We start from the raw sequence: 17371 nt of genomic DNA on the forward strand, positions 1-17371 counted from the left end.
TGGACTACGACAGCGCATCAGGGTTCTATTTTTCGTACATAACCCTCGCCTGCGTTACCCGATCCACCAGATAGACTAGCCCGTGGTAATCAATTCCGCCGTGTTGTGTCAGACCTATCTCACACGTGCGGCTGGTAGAAATCCCCTCGCTGCATTGCCGAACCGCGTCCTTGAGCGTTCTTAGCGAATGAGCGTTCAATTCCGGCGTAGTGAAACCCTTGTCCCCGGCAAATCCGCAACAGTGAATGCCTTCGGGGATGACCACCGTTTTGCTGCACTTGCGCGCCAGATCGATCAACGCCTGACTTTCCCCAAGGTGCTGGGTGCTACAGGTGACGTGCACTGCGATTGGCGCTTCCTGGGGCGTGAAATCCAGGCGATCCATCAGATGCGTACGAATGAAACGCACCGGGTCGTACAGGTCCAGGCGAACATCGGCAAGGTCCTGGGCCAGTCGCAAGGTGCAGGGGCTGGTGTCGCAGTAGATCGGGTCGAGCCCGCCGCGACTGGCGTGCAGCAAGGCGCCGATCAGTTCCTGGCGTTTGTGTTCGGCCTGTTCGGCGTAGCCCTTGGAGGCGAACGGTTGCCCGCAGCAGAGGTTGTCCAGATTGTCCGGAAAGACCACTTGATAACCGGCCTTTTCCAGCAGCCCACGGGTTTTGTCGTACAGCGACATTTGCTCTTTATCACCCGCCGCCGGACCCATTGCCCGCGACACGCAGGCCGCCAGGTACACCACTCGAGGGCGTTCGTCCGACACGGCCGGGCTGAAGCGAATGGCTTTTTCCGGTTGGGGCATGGCGTTGGTCCACTGCGGGACCTGACCTTGGGATAGGCGCGTCAACGTTGCCGAAAGCTTTGCCAATCGTGGCGCCCCCAACAGCATCCGTGCACCGTTGGCCACGTGCAGGGTGAAACGCGCGCCTTGCAACGCAGTGGCGAAATTACCTTCCAGCCAATTGGCGGTTTTCGTATGAGTTGCCTTCCGGCTGCGGAGCTTTTTCACTAGCTCGCCGGTGTTGATTCCTACAGGGCAACGCTGCGCGCAGAGGCCGGTGGCGGCGCAGGTGTCGATGCCTTGGTATTCGTAAGCGGCTTCGAGTTCGGTGGTGTCCACGCCAGCGCGTTTCTTTGCCTGAATGTCACGCCAGATCACGATGCGCTGGCGCGGGCTCAGGGTCAGGCCTTTCGACGGGCAGACCGGTTCACAGAAACCGCACTCGATGCACTTATCCACAATCTCATCGGCGGCCGGCAACGGCTTCAGGTGCTTGAGGTGGATTTGCGGATCCTCGCTGAGCACCACGTCCGGGTTGAGAATGCCGTTGGGGTCGAGCAGACGTTTAAGCTGCCACATCAACTGGTAGGCATCGGTGCCCCATTCCAGTTCGACAAAGGGCGCCATGTTGCGACCGGTGCCGTGTTCAGCCTTCAGCGAACCGCCGAATTCCACCGCTACTAGTTGCGCCACGTCGTCCATGAACGCCTGATAGCGTGCGACTTCTTCCGGGTTGTTGAAGCCTTGAGTGAAGACGAAGTGCAGATTGCCTTCCAGGGCATGTCCGAAAAGGATTGCTTCGTCGTAGTGATGTTTGTCGAACAGCTCAATCAGACGGTTTACGCCGATGGCCAGTTGTTCAACCGGGAAGGTCACGTCTTCGATGATCACCGTGGTGCCGGTTTTGCGCACGGCGCCGACGGCGGGGAAGGTGTCCTTGCGGATTGCCCAGAGCCGGGCGTTTTCCACCGGGTCTTCGGTGAAGTCGACTTGTTTTTCCACCGGGAAAGAAGTCAACGACGCCATGATGTGCGCCAGTTGTTCCTGTAGCAAAGTGGACGATGCGGCGCGGGACTCGATCAGCAGCGCGCAGGCATTGTTCGACAGCTGTTGTACGAAAGCGGGCATGCCGGGTTTGTCCTGCACCGAACGCAGACTGCGCCGGTCGAGCAGTTCCACGGCCGACACCGGTTGGCTTTTCAGTACGGTGACGGCGTTGCAGCAGGTTTCCACATCAGGAAACACGATCAACGCCGAGGCCTTGTTCGGATGATCGATCACCGTGTCGTAAGTCACCGCGCTGATGAAAGCGAGGGTGCCTTCGGAGCCCACCAGCAAGTGGCTCAAGATATCCACAGGCTCGTCGAAATCCACCAGCGCATTGAGTGACAGCCCGGTGGTATTTTTCAGACGGTATTTGTGGCGAATTCTCGCCGCCAATTCGGCATTGGCGCGGGTTTCGCGGCCCAACGTTGCCAGGCGTTCAAGCAGCGAAGCGTGGCTCTCACGAAACGCCGCAACACTCGCCGCATCTTCGGTATCGAGACGGCTGCCGTCGGCCAGCACCAGACGAATGCCAGCCAACGTGTGATAGGTGTTTTGCGCCGTGCCGCAGCACATGCCGCTGGCATTGTTGGCGACTATGCCGCCGATTTTGCAGGCATTGATCGACGCCGGGTCCGGGCCGATCTTACGTCCGAACGGCGCCAGCCACGCGTTGGCCTGCGCGCCGATCACGCCCGGTTGCAGGCGGATTTGCGTGCCTTGGCCACGGATCTCGCGACCGTTCCAGTTATCCCCCAGGACGATCAACACCGAGTCACTGATGGCCTGGCCGGACAGGCTGGTGCCGGCGGCGCGGAAGGTTACCGGGACTAGATCCCGTTGCGCCAGTTTCAGCAGCGCGACTACTTCATCTTCCGACTCGACACGAATCACCAGTTTCGGAATCAGCCGGTAGAAACTGGCGTCGGTGCCGAAGGCCAAGGTCGACAGCGGGTCGTCGAAACGTCGCTCCTGGGGAATCAGTTGCTGCGCATCTCGCAGGAAAGCCGCGGGTAGATTCATTGGTCCTCCAGGATCATGACCACGAGGTCTTTCGGACCGTGAGCGCCGTAGGCCAGGACCTGCTCGATATCGGCGGTTTTCGACGGGCCGGACACCAGCAGGGCGTTGGTCGGCATGCCTTGGACCCACTCGAATTCCTGCTGCACTTGATAGAAGTTGTCGCGGATTTCACTGGCCTTGAGCAGGGCGAAATGCACTGGCGGCACCAAGCTCATCAGGCGCGGTTCTTCCCGCGTAGGCCAGAGAATCAGACTACCTGTGGCGGCGATCGCACCGAGGGTGCCGGTCAGGCTGGCCGGCGTGTCGTTGAACAATTCGGTCTTCCATTCTTCAACCGGACGGTCGTAGGACTTGAGCGTTGGCAGATCAGGATTTTTCGCCCAGTGCTGAGTGACGCGTTGACCGTGAGGTGTAGTCGGTGCGATCAACAGACTCGGCAACTGACGGTCCCGCAACAACTGAGCAAGCAATGAAGGCCAACCTTCGTCGGACGTCAGATGGATTTCGGTGTGCACCGCTTCCATCAGTTTGCGCAGCTGCGGGATGCGTTGCTCGGCGGTGTACGTGTAGGGCGCTGTCACCAGTTCGACGTCAAATTCGTCAGGCACCGGCGTGGTACCCGTCAGACTTTTCCGTAACTTGGCGAGGATATTTTGCTTGGCGCTCATCAACGATCTCCCTGTTCGGCCAGATGCTCGCGGGCCATGTCATGCAGTGAGCGGGCAGCGGGTTTCGGTGCGCTGTGGTTTTGCGTCCATGGGCCGACATTGCTCGGCGCCAGTGCGCGCAAGCGTGTGGCGAAGAAGCCGAACAGTCGATAAAGCGTGGGTGAACTGTTGAGTTTCGCCCAGGCATTCCAGATAAACCGTTCTTTACGCGAGTACTTGCTGCCCTGGCCGCGCATCACTTGATGAGGGCTGTCCGGGGCTTTGACGTTCTCTTCCCGTAGACGACGCAGCAGCGCCGGAATCGGAATTTTTACCGGACAGACTTCACCGCAGGCGCCACACAGCGACGAGGCACTCGGGTGGTCCGGGACTTTCGCCAGGCCAACCATGTGCGGGGTGATGATTTTTCCGATAGGCCCAGGGTAAACCTCCCCATAGGCGTGGCCGCCGATTCGGGTGTAGACCGGGCAATGATTCATACAGGCGCCGCAGCGGATGCAGTTCAGGGTCTGGCGCAATTCGCTGTCGGCGAAGGCCTGGCTGCGACCGTTGTCGAGCAATACCAGGTGCACTTCCTGCGGGCCGTCGAGTTCATGTTCCTTGCGCGGGCCGGAAATCATGTTGACATAGGTGGTGATCGGCTGGCCGAGGGCTGAGCGGGTCAGCAGTGACAGCAGTGGCACCACATCGCGCAGGTTTTCCACGACTTTTTCGATGCCGGTGACGGCGATGTGCACCGGAGGCACGGTGGTGGTCATGCGGCCGTTGCCTTCGTTTTCCACCAGCAGCAGGGTGCCGGTTTCGGCCACGGCGAAGTTGACGCCGGAGACGCCGATGTCCGCTTCGAAGAATTTCTGCCGCAAGACCTTGCGGCCGATCTGAATGAGTTGGTCAACGTCCTTGGTGTATTCCACGCCAAGTTTGTCGTGGAACAAGGACGCGACCTGACCGGCATTCTTGTGGATCGCCGGCATAATAATGTGTGAAGGCTTCTCGTGGTCGAGCTGGACGATGTACTCGCCCATGTCCGATTCCAGGCATTCAATGCCCTGTTCAGCGAGGAAATGATTCATTTCCATCTCTTCGCTGACCATCGATTTGCCCTTGATCACTTGCCGCCCCTCGTGAGCGCGGATGATCGAGAGGACGATGCCATTGGCCTCGTCCACCGTTTCCGCCCAGTGCACTGTCACACCGTTGCGGGTCAGGTTCTGTTCAAGCTGCTCGAGCAGGTCGGGCAACTTGGATAACGCACGGGCGCGGACAGCATTGCCCAGCGCTCGCAAATGTTCTCTTTCGTGGGCATCGCTGAAGGACGCTGCCCGTTTTGTCATCAGCGAATCCATCGCCGTGCGAAAGTTATTTCGCAGTTGCTCGTCACCCAACGCCTTTTGAGCCCGGGTGCGAAAATCTTCTTCCACGGCAACCGTAGGAATAATCGCGGAAGCGTTCATAGCACACCTCCGGTTCGCTGCCAAAGGAAGCTGGCCAGGTGTTGGCCGCGCAATGCTTCCTTCTGTTTCTCCAGCGAGCCGTTGATGTTCATCAGACAACCGCAGTCGGCACTCAGTACCTTGTGCGCGCCGGATTCCTTCAACGAGCGGGTCTTGTCAGCCACCATCGCGCCGGAAATGTCTGGCATACGGACGCTGAAAGTCCCACCGAAGCCACAGCATTCACTTTCATGGTTGTGGTCGACTCGCTCCACGTTACGGAGCTGCGCCAACAACTCGCGACCATGCAAGTGGGTGTTCATCTCACGGCGTGCCGAGCACGACGTGTGCAGCGCTACTTTGACTGGCTCGCCACTGTCCTTGAGCTGCACCTTGCAGACAAACAGCAGAAACTCGGCCAGTTCATAAGTCCGGGCAGCCAGCGCCTGAACCTGTTTCAAGGTTTCCGGCTCGTCCTTGAACAAGTCGGCGTAGTGTTCGCGCAACATCCCGGCACACGATCCCGACGGCACCACCACCGGATAGTCTTCGGCAAACAGCGCCAGTTGCGAGCGTGCCACGGTCCTCGCCTGCTCGGTGTAACCCGAGGTGTAGGCCGGTTGCCCGCAGCAGCTTTGCCCCTGCGGATATTCGACACGAATGCCTTCGCGTTCCAGCAAGTGAATCGCGTCCATCCCGGCGTCCGGGTAGAACAAATCCACCACGCAAGTTCCGAACAGGTAGACCCGTGACGGTTTTTGGCTGGGGTATTGCCGAGGCTGGGGCAGTGGCGGGGCGACGCGGGTCGCATTCGGCACAGCGTTGTAAAAAAGCTCGCTCATCAGGCGTGTCTCTCGGCCGGTTATCCGCCTGTGAGGCTGCTGAATATAGAGAGGCAAGCTTTCAGCAGCCTTACAGACCGGGTTGTGAATAGCTGACGCCGGAATCGTGGTCCGGCGTCGGTTTTTGCTTTTTATCGTGTAGTACTTAGTGCACCAGCATGCCGGTGAACCAGTAGGCCTGAGCCAGCGTGATCAGGCCGACGATCGTTGCAAAGAATAGGCTGTGTTTGAGGGTGAAACGGAACAGGTCCGATTCCTTGCCCACCAGACCAGTCGCGGCGCAGGCGACGGCGATCGATTGTGGCGAGATCATCTTGCCGGTCACGCCACCGCTGGTGTTCGCCGCAACCAGCAACACATCGCTCACACCGATCTGGTGCGCAGTGGTCGCTTGCAGCGAACTGAACAGTGCGTTGGACGAGGTGTCGGAACCGGTCAGGAACACACCCAGCCAGCCGAGGAACGGCGAGAAGAACGGGAATGCTGCACCGGTGCCTGCCAGAACCAGCGCCATGGTCGAGGACATGCCCGAGTAGTTAGTGACGAAGGCAAAGGCGAGCACCATGCCGATGGACAGAATCGGCCAGCGTAGTTCGTAGAAGGTCTCTTTCAAAGTGGTCAGACCAATTTTGACATTGATCTTCAGTACCAGCATCGAGATCAGCGCAGAGAAGAAAATCGCCGTGCCGGTCGCGGAAATCGGGTCGAGTTTGAACACCGCCGGAATAGCGGTCGGGGCGGCCACGATCGGTGCGACCTTGATCACCATTTGGTCCAGGTGCGGGATGGCGAAGTTGAACACCCAGCTGTACATCGACCCGCCAGCGGCAAACATCGCCTTGAAGGGTTTCAACGTCCAGATGGTCACCAGCACGGTGAGGATCAGGAATGGTGACCAGGCTCTGAGGATTTCACCGAGGCTGTAGGGCGAAGCCACGGTGCTGCGCGGCAGGCCGAAACCGCCGGTGCTGGCGCTCACCACGGAAGCCGAGACGGCACCGACGATGTGTTGGCCTGCGGCGCGCTTTGGCTGCCAGACTTTCAGGAACAGCGTCAGGGAAATCAGGCTGGCCAGGGCCGAGGTGATGTCCGGCAGTTCCGGGCCGATGAAGTTCGACGTGAAGTATTGGGTAATGGCAAAGCTCAAACCGGCTACCAGCGCTGCCGGCCAGGTTTCCCGCACGCCGCGCAGGCCATCCATCATGAACACCAGCCAGAACGGCACGAACAGCGACAGCAGCGGCAGTTGGCGGCCCGTCATGGCGCCGATCTTGAACGCGTCGATACCGGTGACTTGCCCGGCAACGATGATCGGAATCCCCAGGGCTCCGAACGCAACCGGCGCGGTGTTGGCGATCAGGCACAGGCCCGCGGCGTACAGCGGGTTGAAGCCCAGTCCTACCAACAGTGCGGCGGTAATCGCGACCGGCGCACCGAAACCGGCAGCACCTTCCAGGAAGGCGCCGAAGCAGAAGCCGATCAGCAGCACTTGCAGGCGCTGGTCGTCGGTGATCGACAGCACCGAGCTGCGGATCACTTCGAACTGACCACTCTTGACCGTCAGTTTGTAGAGGAATACCGCCGCCACGATGATCCAGGCAATCGGCCACAGACCGTAGGCGAAACCATAGCCGGCGGCGGCGAAGGCCATGTCGACCGGCATCTGGAAGGCGAAGATCGCCACGGCAATGGACAAGGCCAGCGTGATACTGCCGGCCACGTGTCCTTTGAGTCGGAACACGGCCAATGCCAGGAAGAAAAACACGATGGGGATAACGGCCGCGAGCGCGGACACGCCGAGACTGCCGAGCGGAGAATAAAGCTGTTGCCAGGTTTGCATATGGGGTGGCCCCTAATTGTTGTTGGTCAGGCACTGGTCAGCGTTCTTGGATAATTGGTAATACCAATTTACAATCGCTGTTGGGTAGGGTAAAAGCCTTGTAGGCGGCGTGTCAATTTGCCGCCCTAAAACTTTTGTCGAATACGTGGTGCAGAAGTCATCTGGTCCGCTCGACGACATGTCGTCTGGCAGGTGCTGATGCAGCGCTGATAGGCCAGAATAGAGACCCCGGCGAGCCGTCGGGATCGTGGAGAAATGAGTTATGGGGTTTGATCAGATTCGTCAGCGCCGTTTGTCTGACGATATTGTCGAGCAGCTCGAGGGAATGATTCTCGAAGGCACGCTGAAGGCGGGTGAGCGCTTGCCGGCCGAACGTGCGTTGGCCGAGCAGTTCGGCGTGTCACGCCCTTCGTTGCGCGAAGCGATTCAGAAACTGGCGGCCAAGGGCTTGCTGGTCAGTCGCCAGGGCGGTGGCAATTATGTGGTGGAGTCGCTGGGGTCAACCTTCAGCGATCCGCTGCTGCATCTGCTGGAAAGCAACCCTGAAGCGCAGCGCGATCTGCTGGAATTTCGTCACACCCTGGAAGCCTCCTGCGCCTATTACGCAGCCATGCGTGCTACGGACGTTGATCGCGAGCGATTGACCGCGGCCTTCAACGAATTGCAGGACTGTTATACGCGTCACGACGAGGTGAGCCGGGCGGAAGAAGGGGCGGCGGATGCGAAATTCCACCTGGCAATTGCTGAAGCCAGTCACAACGCGGTGTTACTGCACACCATTCGCGGGTTGTTCGATCTGCTCAAGCGTAACGTGGTGACCAACATCGGCGGAATGTACAAACAGCGTACGGAAACCCGCGACATGCTGATCACACAGCACCGGGAGTTGTACCTGGCGATTATTGAAGGAAGGGCCGAGCAGGCGCGGGAAGTCTCCAGCCGACATATCTTGTATGTGCAGGAAGTGCTGGAAGAAGTGCGTCAGGAAGTACAGCGCATGGCTCGGGCGGAGCGGCGCAAGGGAATGTAGTCAGGAGGTTTGATCGTTCCCACGCGTGGGAACGATCAGGTAAGGCGAACTCAAGGCAAAGAGTTAATCTTCCTTGCCCTTGTTGCGCACCGCACGCTGCAACTCGCGACCGGCGTCGCGTTCGCGTTCGGTATCACGCTTGTCGTATTCCTTCTTGCCCTTGCCCAGAGCGATCTCGCACTTGACCATGTGCTTGCTCCAGTACCAGGACAGGCACACGCAGGCGTAACCTTTTTGCTGCACGGCCGTGGCCAGCTTTTCCAGCTCGCGCCGGTTGAGCAGCAATTTTCGGGTGCGGGTCGGATCAGCGATGACGTGGGTGCTGGCGGTCATCAGTGGCGTAATGTGGCTACCGAGCAGCCAGGCTTCGCCATCCTTGAGCAGCACGTAACTGTCGACCAGTTGCAGCTTGCTTGCCCGCAGACTTTTTACTTCCCAGCCGGCCAGGACCAGACCAGCCTCGAACTTGTGCTCGATGAAGTAATCGTGTCGCGCCTTTTTGTTTTGCGCGATGGTCCCTGTTGGGTGTTTCTTCTGTTTAGCCATAGGGGCGGCATTATAGGGAGTTGCACGCGAGTCGGCTACGGTATCGCTACGTGCTTGAGCACGTTGATTGAATCCCGGACAATGCGGCCTCTTTTTTGAACGCTTGGGCGTGATAACGATGTCGACAGACAAGGTTTCTGTCCACGGCAGTTGGGCTAGCCGCTGGGTCTTCATACTCGCCGCGACCGGCTCGGCCGTGGGCCTGGGTAGTATCTGGAAATTCCCGTACATGGTCGGCGTCTACGGCGGCGGCGCCTTCGTGCTGATGTTCCTGGCCTGTATCGCGCTGATCGGTGTGCCGGTCATGCTGGCCGAAACCCTGATCGGCCGCCGCGCCCGTCAGAGTCCGGCCAACGCCTTGAAGGTATTAGCGCTGGAAGCCGGGCATTCGGGTAAATGGTCCTGGGGCGCATTCGCCGGGATGATCACGGCGTTGCTGATCTTGTCTTTCTATAGTGTGGTTGGCGGCTGGTCGCTGGATTACATCATCGACATGGGCCGTGGCGACTTCCAGGGTGCAACACCTGATCAGGTCGGCGCGTACTTTGGAAATGTGATCGCCGACCCATGGCGCCTGACACTTTGGCACACGATTTTCATGCTGCTGTCGGCCGTGGTCATCGCCAAGGGCGTGGTCGCCGGCCTGGAGCGCAGCCTGCGGATCATGATGCCGCTGCTGTTCGTGATGGTGATTGTTCTGCTGGGCTACAGCATGACCACCGGCCATTTCATGGAAGGCGTGCATTTCATGTTCGACTTCCACCCGGAAAAAGTACTCGACGGCTTGCTGCCCGCCATGGGGCACGCGTTTTTTTCCCTGAGCGTGGGCGTCGGCTCGATCATGATCTACGGCGCCTATATGCCGAAGAATTCATCGATTTCCGGCACCATCGTCGGCGTGGCACTGCTCGATACCTTCGTTTCCCTGGTAGCTGGTCTGGCATTGTTTCCGATCGTGTTCGCCGCGGGCCTGAACCCGAGCGAGGGCCCTGGCCTGATGTTCGTAAGCCTGCCATTTGCCTTTGGTAACGTAGCGTTTGGCCAGTTGATGGGCGTAGTGTTCTTCGTGCTCGTAGCGATTGCAGCCTGGAGCTCGGCGATTTCCTTGCTTGAGCCGATGGTGGCTTACCTGGTTGAACGTACGAAAGTCAGCCGCGCCTGGGTGACCTTTTGGCTGTCATTTATCTGCTGGTTTGTCGGTCTGGGCACGGTGTTTTCCTTCAATATCTGGAAGGAAGCCAAATTTTTCGTGAACGAAGGCGGAATGTTCCACCTCTATCAATGGGGTGCGGCCGGTGGGCTGGACTTCTTTGGTGTGATCGATTTCTTCACCTCGCGGATCATGTTGCCACTCGGTGGTTTGTGTTTCGTGGTGTTTGCAGGCTGGGTGATGGGGCGTGAAGCGGTACGCGACGAGTTGTCGATCCGCAACCCTGCGTTGTTCGCCCTGTCCTTGTTCTTGATGCGCTATGTGGCGCCCATCGGCATTCTCGTAGTGTTTGCCGCCCAGCTGTGGAAGTGACGCTGACATGACGACACACATTCAACGTTCGGCCCTGCTGCCGTATCCGGCACAAGCGCTGTATGACCTGGTCAACGACGTGGCGCGTTACCCGGAATTTCTGCCGTGGTGCTCATCGGCCGAAGTCCTGGAGAGTTCTTCTGAGCATATGCGCGCTAGCGTAGGTGTTGCCAAGGGTGGGCTGAGCCAGCATTTCGTGACGCGCAACACGCTGGTGCCTGGGCATTCGATCGAGATGAATCTCGAGGAAGGCCCATTCAATCAATTGCATGGCGTCTGGGTGTTCAAACCGTTGGGCGAGAAAGCCTGCAAGATCAGTCTGGATCTGTCGTTCGATTACGCCGGGTCGATTGTCCGCGCGACCTTGGGGCCGTTGTTCAATCAGGCGGCCAATACGCTGGTGGATGCCTTCTGCCAGCGCGCCAAGCAAATGCATGGTTGAGGCCGTGATCGACGTTGAGGTGGTGTATGCCGCCATTGATCGCCAAGTGCTTCTCTCGGTGGCGGTTCCAGCAGGAACGACAGTGCGGGCAGCTTTGCTGAAGTCAGGCATCGGCGAGGCGTTTTCCGAGCTGGATCTGGCCAGTTGCCGGGTGGGGATCTTCGGTAAAGTGATCGCTGATCCGGACAAGCATCCTGTCCAGGCTGGAGATCGCATCGAGATATACCGGCCATTGCTGGCTGATCCGAAAGAGGTTCGTCGGTTGCGCGCAGCCAAGGCTGCTGAGGCCAAAACCCGGAATCAGTGATTCGCTCAAGCGCTGGACAATAAAAAACCCGGACATGCCGGGTTTTTTATTGCGTCGCAAATTATTGCGGTGAGGTTTCCAGAGGTTCTGGAGTCGGGACTGGAACGGTTTCTACACCGTCGACATCCTTCTGGATCTGGTCCAGCAACGAACCTGGCTTGACCGGTTTTTCTGGTTTCGGCTTCTCGGCGTTTTCTGCTGGCGCATCAACTGTAGTGCCGCTGTCCTTGCCGAGAATGGCTTCGTCGCGGCTCACGCCTGGCATGAAATCACCAGAGAGGCTGACAAGTTGGTCATTTGGGTTGAAGATAACGCTAATGCGTTCCTGTTGGCGTTCACCGCCACCCGGTTGCAGGCTGTACAGATAATCCCAGCGATCGGCATGGAACGTGTCGGTCAGCAGAGGGTTGCCCATGATAAACCGTACTTGCTTGCGGGTCATTCCCGGGCGTAACTGGTCTATCATGTCCTGCGTGACGACATTGCCCTGCTGGATGTCGATTTTGTAAACCCCGGGGAATGAACAACCGGCGAGTGCGAGCAGTCCCACAAAGGTGAAACTGGTTAGCAAGAGCTTGGTGTTTTGCATCGGTGGGCGACTTCCACTATCTTGGCTGGGACAACGTAAACGCCGATCATACCCGCATTAAGAGAAGCTGCGAAGCAGCATCGCGAGAAAGCTGACCATGGTTGAAAATAGCGAACTACGCAAAGCCGGCCTCAAAGTGACCCTTCCACGGGTCAAAATTCTGCAAATGCTCGATTCCGCCGAGCAACGCCACATGAGTGCCGAGGACGTCTACAAGGCGCTGATGGAAGCTGGTGAGGACGTCGGTCTGGCCACGGTTTACCGTGTCCTGACCCAGTTCGAGGCAGCTGGCCTTGTGGTGCGGCACAACTTCGACGGGGGCCATGCGGTCTTCGAGCTGGACGACGGCAAGCATCACGACCATATGGTCAACGTCGAGACCAGTGAAGTGATCGAATTCTTCGACGAAGAAATCGAGCGACTGCAGAAGGCAATCGTCGACAAGTATGGCTTCGAGATGGTTGATCACAACCTTGTACTGTACGTACGCAAGAAAAAGTAAGCATGTCGCGCGAACTTAAGGTTCGCGAAACGAGCGAAGGCGACCCCAGGGTCGCCTTCGTGCTTTCTGCCGGTCTTAAATTTTCGCGGTGACGACCATTTTCCTGGCATGAGCCAGAGATTCCTTGGTGAGGTCGATGCCTCCCAGCATCCGCGCCACTTCTTCGACACGATCGTTCTTGCTCAGCTTGGAGACGGCTGTGTGAGTGGCATCTTCGCCGCGCACTTTGTGTACGAATAGATGTTGATGTCCCTGCGCTGCTACTTGCGGCAAGTGAGTTACCGTCAATACCTGCCCGCGCTCCCCAAGTCGACGCAGCAATTGGCCCACGATTTCGGCGGTCGGACCACCGATGCCCACGTCCACTTCGTCGAACACCAGGGTCGGTACGCGGGAGGTCTGCGCGGTGATCACTTGAATCGCCAGGCTGATCCGTGACAATTCGCCGCCGGATGCCACTTTTGCCAGCGCTTTCAAAGGTTGGCCCGGGTTAGCACTCACCAGCAGCTCTACCTGCTCAAGGCCATTGGGTAGCAGTTCTTCGCTACTGTTGGGGCGCAGCTCGATAGTGAAGCGCCCACCCGGCATGCCCAGTCGCTGGATCTCATGCTCCACGGCGCTGGCCAGGCTGTTCGAGGCCTGGTGGCGCAAATCGCTCAGCTCACGAGCCTTCTCCTGATAATGACGGGCATAGGAAGACAGTTCATCACTCAGTCGCTCGATGGATTCGTCGTTGGCATTCAGGGTTTCGATTTCATCCAGCAAGCGCTGCTGCATCTCGGCCACTTCGGTCGGTTGGATGCGGTGTTTGCGCGCCATGGTATAGATCGCATCAAGGCGTTCCTCCAGGTACTGAAGACGTGCTGGATCGGCGTCGAAGTTATCAAGGAAGCGGTTCAGTTCTCCCACGGCTTCTTCGACCTGGATCTGCGCACTCGTCAGCAGGCTGCTGGCTTCACCCAGGGCCCCAATCGAATTGTTGACGCTCGAAAGGCGATTGAGGCTGGCGGTGAGGGCGTTCAGCACATTTCCGGAATCACTTTCGCTGCATTGCTCGACCACCTGCCGGCAAATGCCCAGCAGGGTTTCGGCGTTGGTCAGGTTCTTGTGTTCCTGTTCCAGCTGCTCCAGCTCGTTTTCGCCGAGGCCGAGGTTTTCCAGCTCTTCGAGTTGATAACTGAGCAATTGATGGCGAGCGCGCTGCTCGTCGCCGGAATTGGAAAGGCGTTCCAGCTCCTGGCGGGTCTGGCGCCAGCGTTGCGCGGCCAGGTGTACCTGGCGGGCAAGGTCCGTTGCACCGGCGTACTCGTCGAGCAGACGGCGGTGCGTGTCGGTCTTGAGCAGGGATTGATGTTCGTGCTGGCTGTGGATATCGATCAGCAGTTCACCCAGGGCTTTGAGGTCGCCGAGGGGGCAGGGCGTGCCGTTGATGTAGCCACGCGAGCGTCCTTCAGCGGTGATCACCCGGCGCAGGATGCACGGGCCATCGCTCTCCAGGTCACGCTCGGCCAGCCAAACGCTGGCTTCTGGAATATCGACCAGGTCGAAGGTTGCCAGGATATCGGCCTTGTCGGCGCCGGGACGGACCACGCCGCTGTCGGCGCGATCGCCCAGGGTCAGGCCGAGGGCATCGAGCATGATCGACTTGCCGGCGCCGGTTTCCCCAGTGATCACGCTCATCCCGCGATCGAGTTCGAGATCGAGATGTTCAACGATGGCGTAGTTATGTACGGACAGGTGCACCAGCATAAAGGCCGCTCCCAGGCTTTAGGTCTGGTTATTTATACAGTGTTTTGTTTCTGGCTGACAATGCCCTCCCTTAGCTCGATTTGCTTGATCCGACGAAATCTTTAGTGCGCCTGGGAATGACAATGCAGCTGTTTTTTGTAGGGTTAATAAATAAGCGCCCCTTGAAGCTGAATTTTGCGGCCCCATATAGCTGGGCAGAAGCGCGAGTTGAGCTCGCGGACGATATTGAAAGGAGAAATCTATGGCTGACGAACAGACAGTGGATACGCAAAATCTAGACGCCGATCAGGCTGCCCAGGATTCGGGTGATGAACTGGCGACTCGTGTTCAAGTGCTCGAAGAGCAATTGGCTGGCGCTCATGATCAGGCTTTGCGTGTAGCGGCTGATCTGCAGAACGTCCGCCGTCGCGCCGAGCAGGATGTAGAAAAGGCTCACAAGTTCGCACTGGAGAAATTCGCCGGTGACCTGTTGCCGATCATCGACAGCCTGGAGCGTGGTCTGGAGTTATCCAGCCCGGATGACGAAAGCATTCGTCCAATGCGCGAAGGCATCGAGCTGACCCTGAAAATGTTCCAGGACACCCTGAAGCGTTATCAGCTGGAAGCGATCGATCCGCATGGCGAACCGTTCAACGCCGTTCAGCATCAGGCAATGGCCATGCAGGAAAGCGCCGACGTCGAGCCGAACAGCGTGCTCAAGGTGTTCCAGAAGGGCTATCAGCTCAACGGTCGCCTGCTGCGCCCGGCCATGGTCGTGGTCAGCAAGGCTCCGGCACCGGTTTCGCCTTCGATTGACGAGCAGGCTTGAAATTAGCCGCAAGGCCCCCATTTAGAAGTCAAGCGTTTAAGTGCTACCGCAGTTAGCCACCACTGCTGCGGCAACCAAATCCAAAGTTTCGGGAGAGTGAACATGGGCAAAATTATCGGTATCGACCTGGGGACTACCAACTCCTGCGTCTCCGTGCTTGAAAACGGCGTAGCCAAAGTTATTGAAAACGCTGAAGGCACGCGTACCACGCCGTCGATCATCGCTTACGCCAACGATGGTGAAATCCTCGTTGGCCAATCGGCCAAGCGTCAGGCTGTGACCAATCCGCACAACACCCTGTATGCGGTGAAGCGTCTGATCGGTCGTAAGTTCGACGAAGAAGTCGTACAGAAAGATATCAAGATGGTCCCGTACAAAATCGCCAAGGCTGACAACGGCGATGCATGGGTTGAAGTGAACGGCCAGAAAATGTCGCCGCCACAAATCTCGGCTGAAATTCTGAAGAAAATGAAGAAGACCGCCGAAGACTACCTCGGCGAGCCAGTGACCGAAGCGGTGATCACCGTTCCGGCCTACTTCAACGACAGCCAGCGTCAAGCCACTAAAGACGCCGGCCGCATCGCGGGCCTGGACGTAAAACGTATCATCAACGAACCAACCGCCGCCGCTCTGGCTTACGGTATGGACAAGGCGAAGGGCGATCACACCGTAATCGTTTACGACTTGGGCGGCGGTACTTTCGACGTTTCCGTGATCGAAATCGCTGAAGTCGATGGCGAGCACCAGTTCGAAGTACTGGCCACCAACGGTGACACGTTCCTGGGCGGTGAAGACTTTGACATTCGTCTGATCGACTACCTCGTCGACGAATTCAAGAAAGAAAGCGGGATGAACCTTAAAGGTGACCCGCTGGCCATGCAGCGCCTGAAAGAAGCCGCTGAAAAAGCCAAGATCGAACTGTCTTCGAGCAATTCGACCGACGTGAACCTGCCGTACATCACTGCAGACGCTACCGGTCCTAAGCATTTGAACGTGAAAATCTCCCGCGCCAAGCTCGAAGCGCTGGTAGAAGACCTGGTTCAACGCACCATCGAACCTTGCCGCATCGCTCTGAAAGACTCGGGCATCGACATCGGCGCCATCAACGACGTGATCCTGGTCGGCGGTCAGACCCGTATGCCACTGGTTCAGAAGCTGGTGACCGAGTTCTTCGGTAAAGAAGCGCGTAAAGATGTGAACCCGGACGAAGCGGTTGCCATGGGTGCTGCTATCCAGGGCGCGGTATTGGCCGGTGACGTGAAAGACGTTCTGCTGCTGGACGTCAGCCCGCTGACTCTGGGCATCGAAACCATGGGTGGCGTGATGACCGCGCTGATCGAGAAAAACACCACGATTCCTACCAAGAAATCGCAAGTGTTCTCGACTGCCGACGACAACCAGGGCGCTGTGACCATTCACGTGCTGCAAGGTGAGCGTAAGCAAGCCGCTCAGAACAAGTCTTTGGGCAAGTTCGACCTGGCCGAGATTCCACCAGCACCACGTGGCGTGCCACAAATTGAAGTGACCTTCGACATCGACGCCAACGGCATTCTGCACGTAGGCGCCAAAGACAAGGCTACCGGCAAGACTCAGTCGATCGTGATCAAGGCCAACTCCGGTCTGTCCGAGGAAGAGATTCAGCAGATGATTCGCGATGCTGAAGCCAACGTCGACGCAGATCGCCAGTTCGAAGAGTTGGCCGCCGCTCGTAACCAGGGCGATGCGCTGGTTCACTCGACGCGCAAAATGGTCGCTGACGCTGGCGACAAAGTGACCGCTGAAGAGAAGACTGCAATCGAAGCCGCAGTAGTTGCCCTGGAAGCCGCCGTCAAAGGCGACGACAAGGCTGCTATCGACGCCAAAGTTGAAGAACTGTCGAAAGTCTCCGCGCCAGTGGCTCAGAAAATGTACGCCGAGCAGGCTCAGCCCGCTGAAGGCGCTGCACCGCACGACGAAAAAGCTGAAAAGGCTGACGACGTTGTCGACGCTGAGTTTGAAGAAGTCAAAGACCACAAGTAAGTTGTTGGTCGCCCGGTTGACTGCCTTCAGGCGGTGACTGGTAGGATGTCGCCGCGCGGGAGCTTGCTCCCGCGTTGGCGTGTCTGGAGTTAGCGAATTTTTACAGCATGCGACAAGGCTCGTGTGTTGGCGGTATGGCCGGGAATGCTCCTGCTTTTCGAGCCGAAAGTACCGCATCGAATCAAAGACCAGGATCGTTGAATTGACGTGAGTTGGGTCCGGGCCTGTA

Annotated in this window: 15 protein-coding genes; 7 read left to right on the top strand and 8 right to left on the bottom strand. The window is 58.2% G+C overall.

Translation table 11 applies throughout. The features are described from left to right. Window positions 1-25: 25 nt before the first annotated feature. The 5 genes from QFW87_RS03810 to QFW87_RS03830 all read right to left on the bottom strand — a co-directional run bounded on the left by QFW87_RS03810 (window position 26) and on the right by QFW87_RS03830 (window position 7628). Window positions 26-2845, bottom strand: a complete 2820-nt coding sequence (locus QFW87_RS03810; RefSeq protein WP_283182896.1) for an FAD-binding and (Fe-S)-binding domain-containing protein — start codon at window positions 2843-2845, stop codon at window positions 26-28. After that, window positions 2842-3513: a lactate utilization protein C gene (locus tag QFW87_RS03815; RefSeq protein WP_283182897.1), complete on the bottom strand. Its 672-nt coding sequence runs from the start codon at window positions 3511-3513 to the stop codon at window positions 2842-2844. Before QFW87_RS03815 ends, QFW87_RS03810 begins: the two co-directional genes overlap by 4 nt. Then, window positions 3513-4967 (bottom strand): LutB/LldF family L-lactate oxidation iron-sulfur protein, encoded by a 1455-nt coding sequence (locus QFW87_RS03820; RefSeq protein ID WP_283182898.1) that lies wholly within the window; start codon window positions 4965-4967, stop codon window positions 3513-3515. The genes QFW87_RS03815 and QFW87_RS03820 overlap by 1 nt, the downstream gene beginning before the upstream one ends. Continuing rightward, window positions 4964-5788, bottom strand: a complete 825-nt coding sequence (locus QFW87_RS03825; RefSeq protein WP_283189860.1) for a (Fe-S)-binding protein — start codon at window positions 5786-5788, stop codon at window positions 4964-4966. Before QFW87_RS03825 ends, QFW87_RS03820 begins: the two co-directional genes overlap by 4 nt. A 145-nt stretch (window positions 5789-5933) precedes the next feature. Then, window positions 5934-7628: a lactate permease LctP family transporter gene (locus tag QFW87_RS03830; protein ID WP_283182900.1), complete on the bottom strand. Its 1695-nt coding sequence runs from the start codon at window positions 7626-7628 to the stop codon at window positions 5934-5936. 262 nt (window positions 7629-7890) lie between these two features. On the opposite strand from QFW87_RS03830, the gene QFW87_RS03835 reads away from it, so the two are divergent. After that, window positions 7891-8658 (top strand): GntR family transcriptional regulator, encoded by a 768-nt coding sequence (locus QFW87_RS03835; protein WP_008149047.1) that lies wholly within the window; start codon window positions 7891-7893, stop codon window positions 8656-8658. A 63-nt stretch (window positions 8659-8721) separates the two neighbouring features. On the opposite strand, the gene smpB is transcribed toward QFW87_RS03835, so the two are convergent. Beyond that, window positions 8722-9204 (bottom strand): SsrA-binding protein SmpB, encoded by a 483-nt coding sequence (gene smpB, locus QFW87_RS03840; RefSeq protein ID WP_008149046.1) that lies wholly within the window; start codon window positions 9202-9204, stop codon window positions 8722-8724. A gap of 118 nt (window positions 9205-9322) precedes the next feature. On the opposite strand from smpB, the gene QFW87_RS03845 reads away from it, so the two are divergent. Genes QFW87_RS03845 through QFW87_RS03855 form a run of 3 tightly spaced genes read left to right on the top strand, consistent with a single transcriptional unit; the run spans window position 9323 to window position 11475 of the window. Continuing rightward, window positions 9323-10726, top strand: coding sequence for a sodium-dependent transporter (locus tag QFW87_RS03845; protein WP_283189861.1), 1404 nt, complete (start codon window positions 9323-9325; stop codon window positions 10724-10726). Window positions 10727-10733: 7 nt separating this feature from the next. Further along, window positions 10734-11168: a type II toxin-antitoxin system RatA family toxin gene (locus QFW87_RS03850; RefSeq protein ID WP_283182901.1), complete on the top strand. Its 435-nt coding sequence runs from the start codon at window positions 10734-10736 to the stop codon at window positions 11166-11168. Further along, the gene (locus QFW87_RS03855) at window positions 11161-11475 is read left to right on the top strand and encodes an RnfH family protein (protein ID WP_283189862.1); all 315 of its coding nucleotides are present in this window, start codon (window positions 11161-11163) and stop codon (window positions 11473-11475) included. Before QFW87_RS03850 ends, QFW87_RS03855 begins: the two co-directional genes overlap by 8 nt. A gap of 61 nt (window positions 11476-11536) precedes the next feature. Here QFW87_RS03855 and QFW87_RS03860 read toward each other — a convergent pair whose 3' ends face one another. Further along, a complete protein-coding gene (locus QFW87_RS03860; protein WP_283182903.1) occupies window positions 11537-12064 on the bottom strand; it encodes an outer membrane protein assembly factor BamE in 528 nt (175 codons plus the stop codon). A 97-nt stretch (window positions 12065-12161) separates the two neighbouring features. Here QFW87_RS03860 and fur point away from each other — a divergent pair, with 97 nt between their 5' ends. Further along, window positions 12162-12566, top strand: a complete 405-nt coding sequence (gene fur, locus QFW87_RS03865) for a ferric iron uptake transcriptional regulator (protein ID WP_003197684.1) — start codon at window positions 12162-12164, stop codon at window positions 12564-12566. Window positions 12567-12641: 75 nt separating this feature from the next. Here fur and recN read toward each other — a convergent pair whose 3' ends face one another. Beyond that, window positions 12642-14315, bottom strand: a complete 1674-nt coding sequence (recN, locus tag QFW87_RS03870; protein ID WP_283189863.1) for a DNA repair protein RecN — start codon at window positions 14313-14315, stop codon at window positions 12642-12644. A gap of 241 nt (window positions 14316-14556) precedes the next feature. Between recN and grpE the strand changes: the two genes are divergently transcribed. Continuing rightward, a complete protein-coding gene (grpE, locus tag QFW87_RS03875) occupies window positions 14557-15123 on the top strand; it encodes a nucleotide exchange factor GrpE (protein ID WP_283182904.1) in 567 nt (188 codons plus the stop codon). Between the two features lie 102 nt (window positions 15124-15225). Further along, window positions 15226-17142, top strand: a complete 1917-nt coding sequence (gene dnaK / locus QFW87_RS03880; protein WP_283182905.1) for a molecular chaperone DnaK — start codon at window positions 15226-15228, stop codon at window positions 17140-17142. Window positions 17143-17371: the final 229 nt, after the last annotated feature.

Origin of the sequence: Pseudomonas sp. PMCC200344, from assembly GCF_030053095.1 — a bacterium.
Classification (GTDB): domain Bacteria; phylum Pseudomonadota; class Gammaproteobacteria; order Pseudomonadales; family Pseudomonadaceae; genus Aquipseudomonas; species Aquipseudomonas svalbardensis.

Coding starts and splice junctions, on each gene's coding strand:
- QFW87_RS03845 (WP_283189861.1), top strand. CDS start 9,323: ATGTCGACAGACAAGGTTTCTGTCCACGGCAGTTGGGCTAGCCGCTGG.
- QFW87_RS03830 (WP_283182900.1), bottom strand. CDS start 7,628: ATGCAAACCTGGCAACAGCTTTATTCTCCGCTCGGCAGTCTCGGCGTG.
- QFW87_RS03850 (WP_283182901.1), top strand. CDS start 10,734: ATGACGACACACATTCAACGTTCGGCCCTGCTGCCGTATCCGGCACAA.
- QFW87_RS03810 (WP_283182896.1), bottom strand. CDS start 2,845: ATGAATCTACCCGCGGCTTTCCTGCGAGATGCGCAGCAACTGATTCCC.
- smpB (WP_008149046.1), bottom strand. CDS start 9,204: ATGGCTAAACAGAAGAAACACCCAACAGGGACCATCGCGCAAAACAAA.
- QFW87_RS03825 (WP_283189860.1), bottom strand. CDS start 5,788: ATGAGCGAGCTTTTTTACAACGCTGTGCCGAATGCGACCCGCGTCGCC.
- dnaK (WP_283182905.1), top strand. CDS start 15,226: ATGGGCAAAATTATCGGTATCGACCTGGGGACTACCAACTCCTGCGTC.
- fur (WP_003197684.1), top strand. CDS start 12,162: ATGGTTGAAAATAGCGAACTACGCAAAGCCGGCCTCAAAGTGACCCTT.
- grpE (WP_283182904.1), top strand. CDS start 14,557: ATGGCTGACGAACAGACAGTGGATACGCAAAATCTAGACGCCGATCAG.
- QFW87_RS03860 (WP_283182903.1), bottom strand. CDS start 12,064: ATGCAAAACACCAAGCTCTTGCTAACCAGTTTCACCTTTGTGGGACTG.
- QFW87_RS03835 (WP_008149047.1), top strand. CDS start 7,891: ATGGGGTTTGATCAGATTCGTCAGCGCCGTTTGTCTGACGATATTGTC.
- QFW87_RS03855 (WP_283189862.1), top strand. CDS start 11,161: ATGGTTGAGGCCGTGATCGACGTTGAGGTGGTGTATGCCGCCATTGAT.
- recN (WP_283189863.1), bottom strand. CDS start 14,315: ATGCTGGTGCACCTGTCCGTACATAACTACGCCATCGTTGAACATCTC.
- QFW87_RS03815 (WP_283182897.1), bottom strand. CDS start 3,513: ATGAGCGCCAAGCAAAATATCCTCGCCAAGTTACGGAAAAGTCTGACG.
- QFW87_RS03820 (WP_283182898.1), bottom strand. CDS start 4,967: ATGAACGCTTCCGCGATTATTCCTACGGTTGCCGTGGAAGAAGATTTT.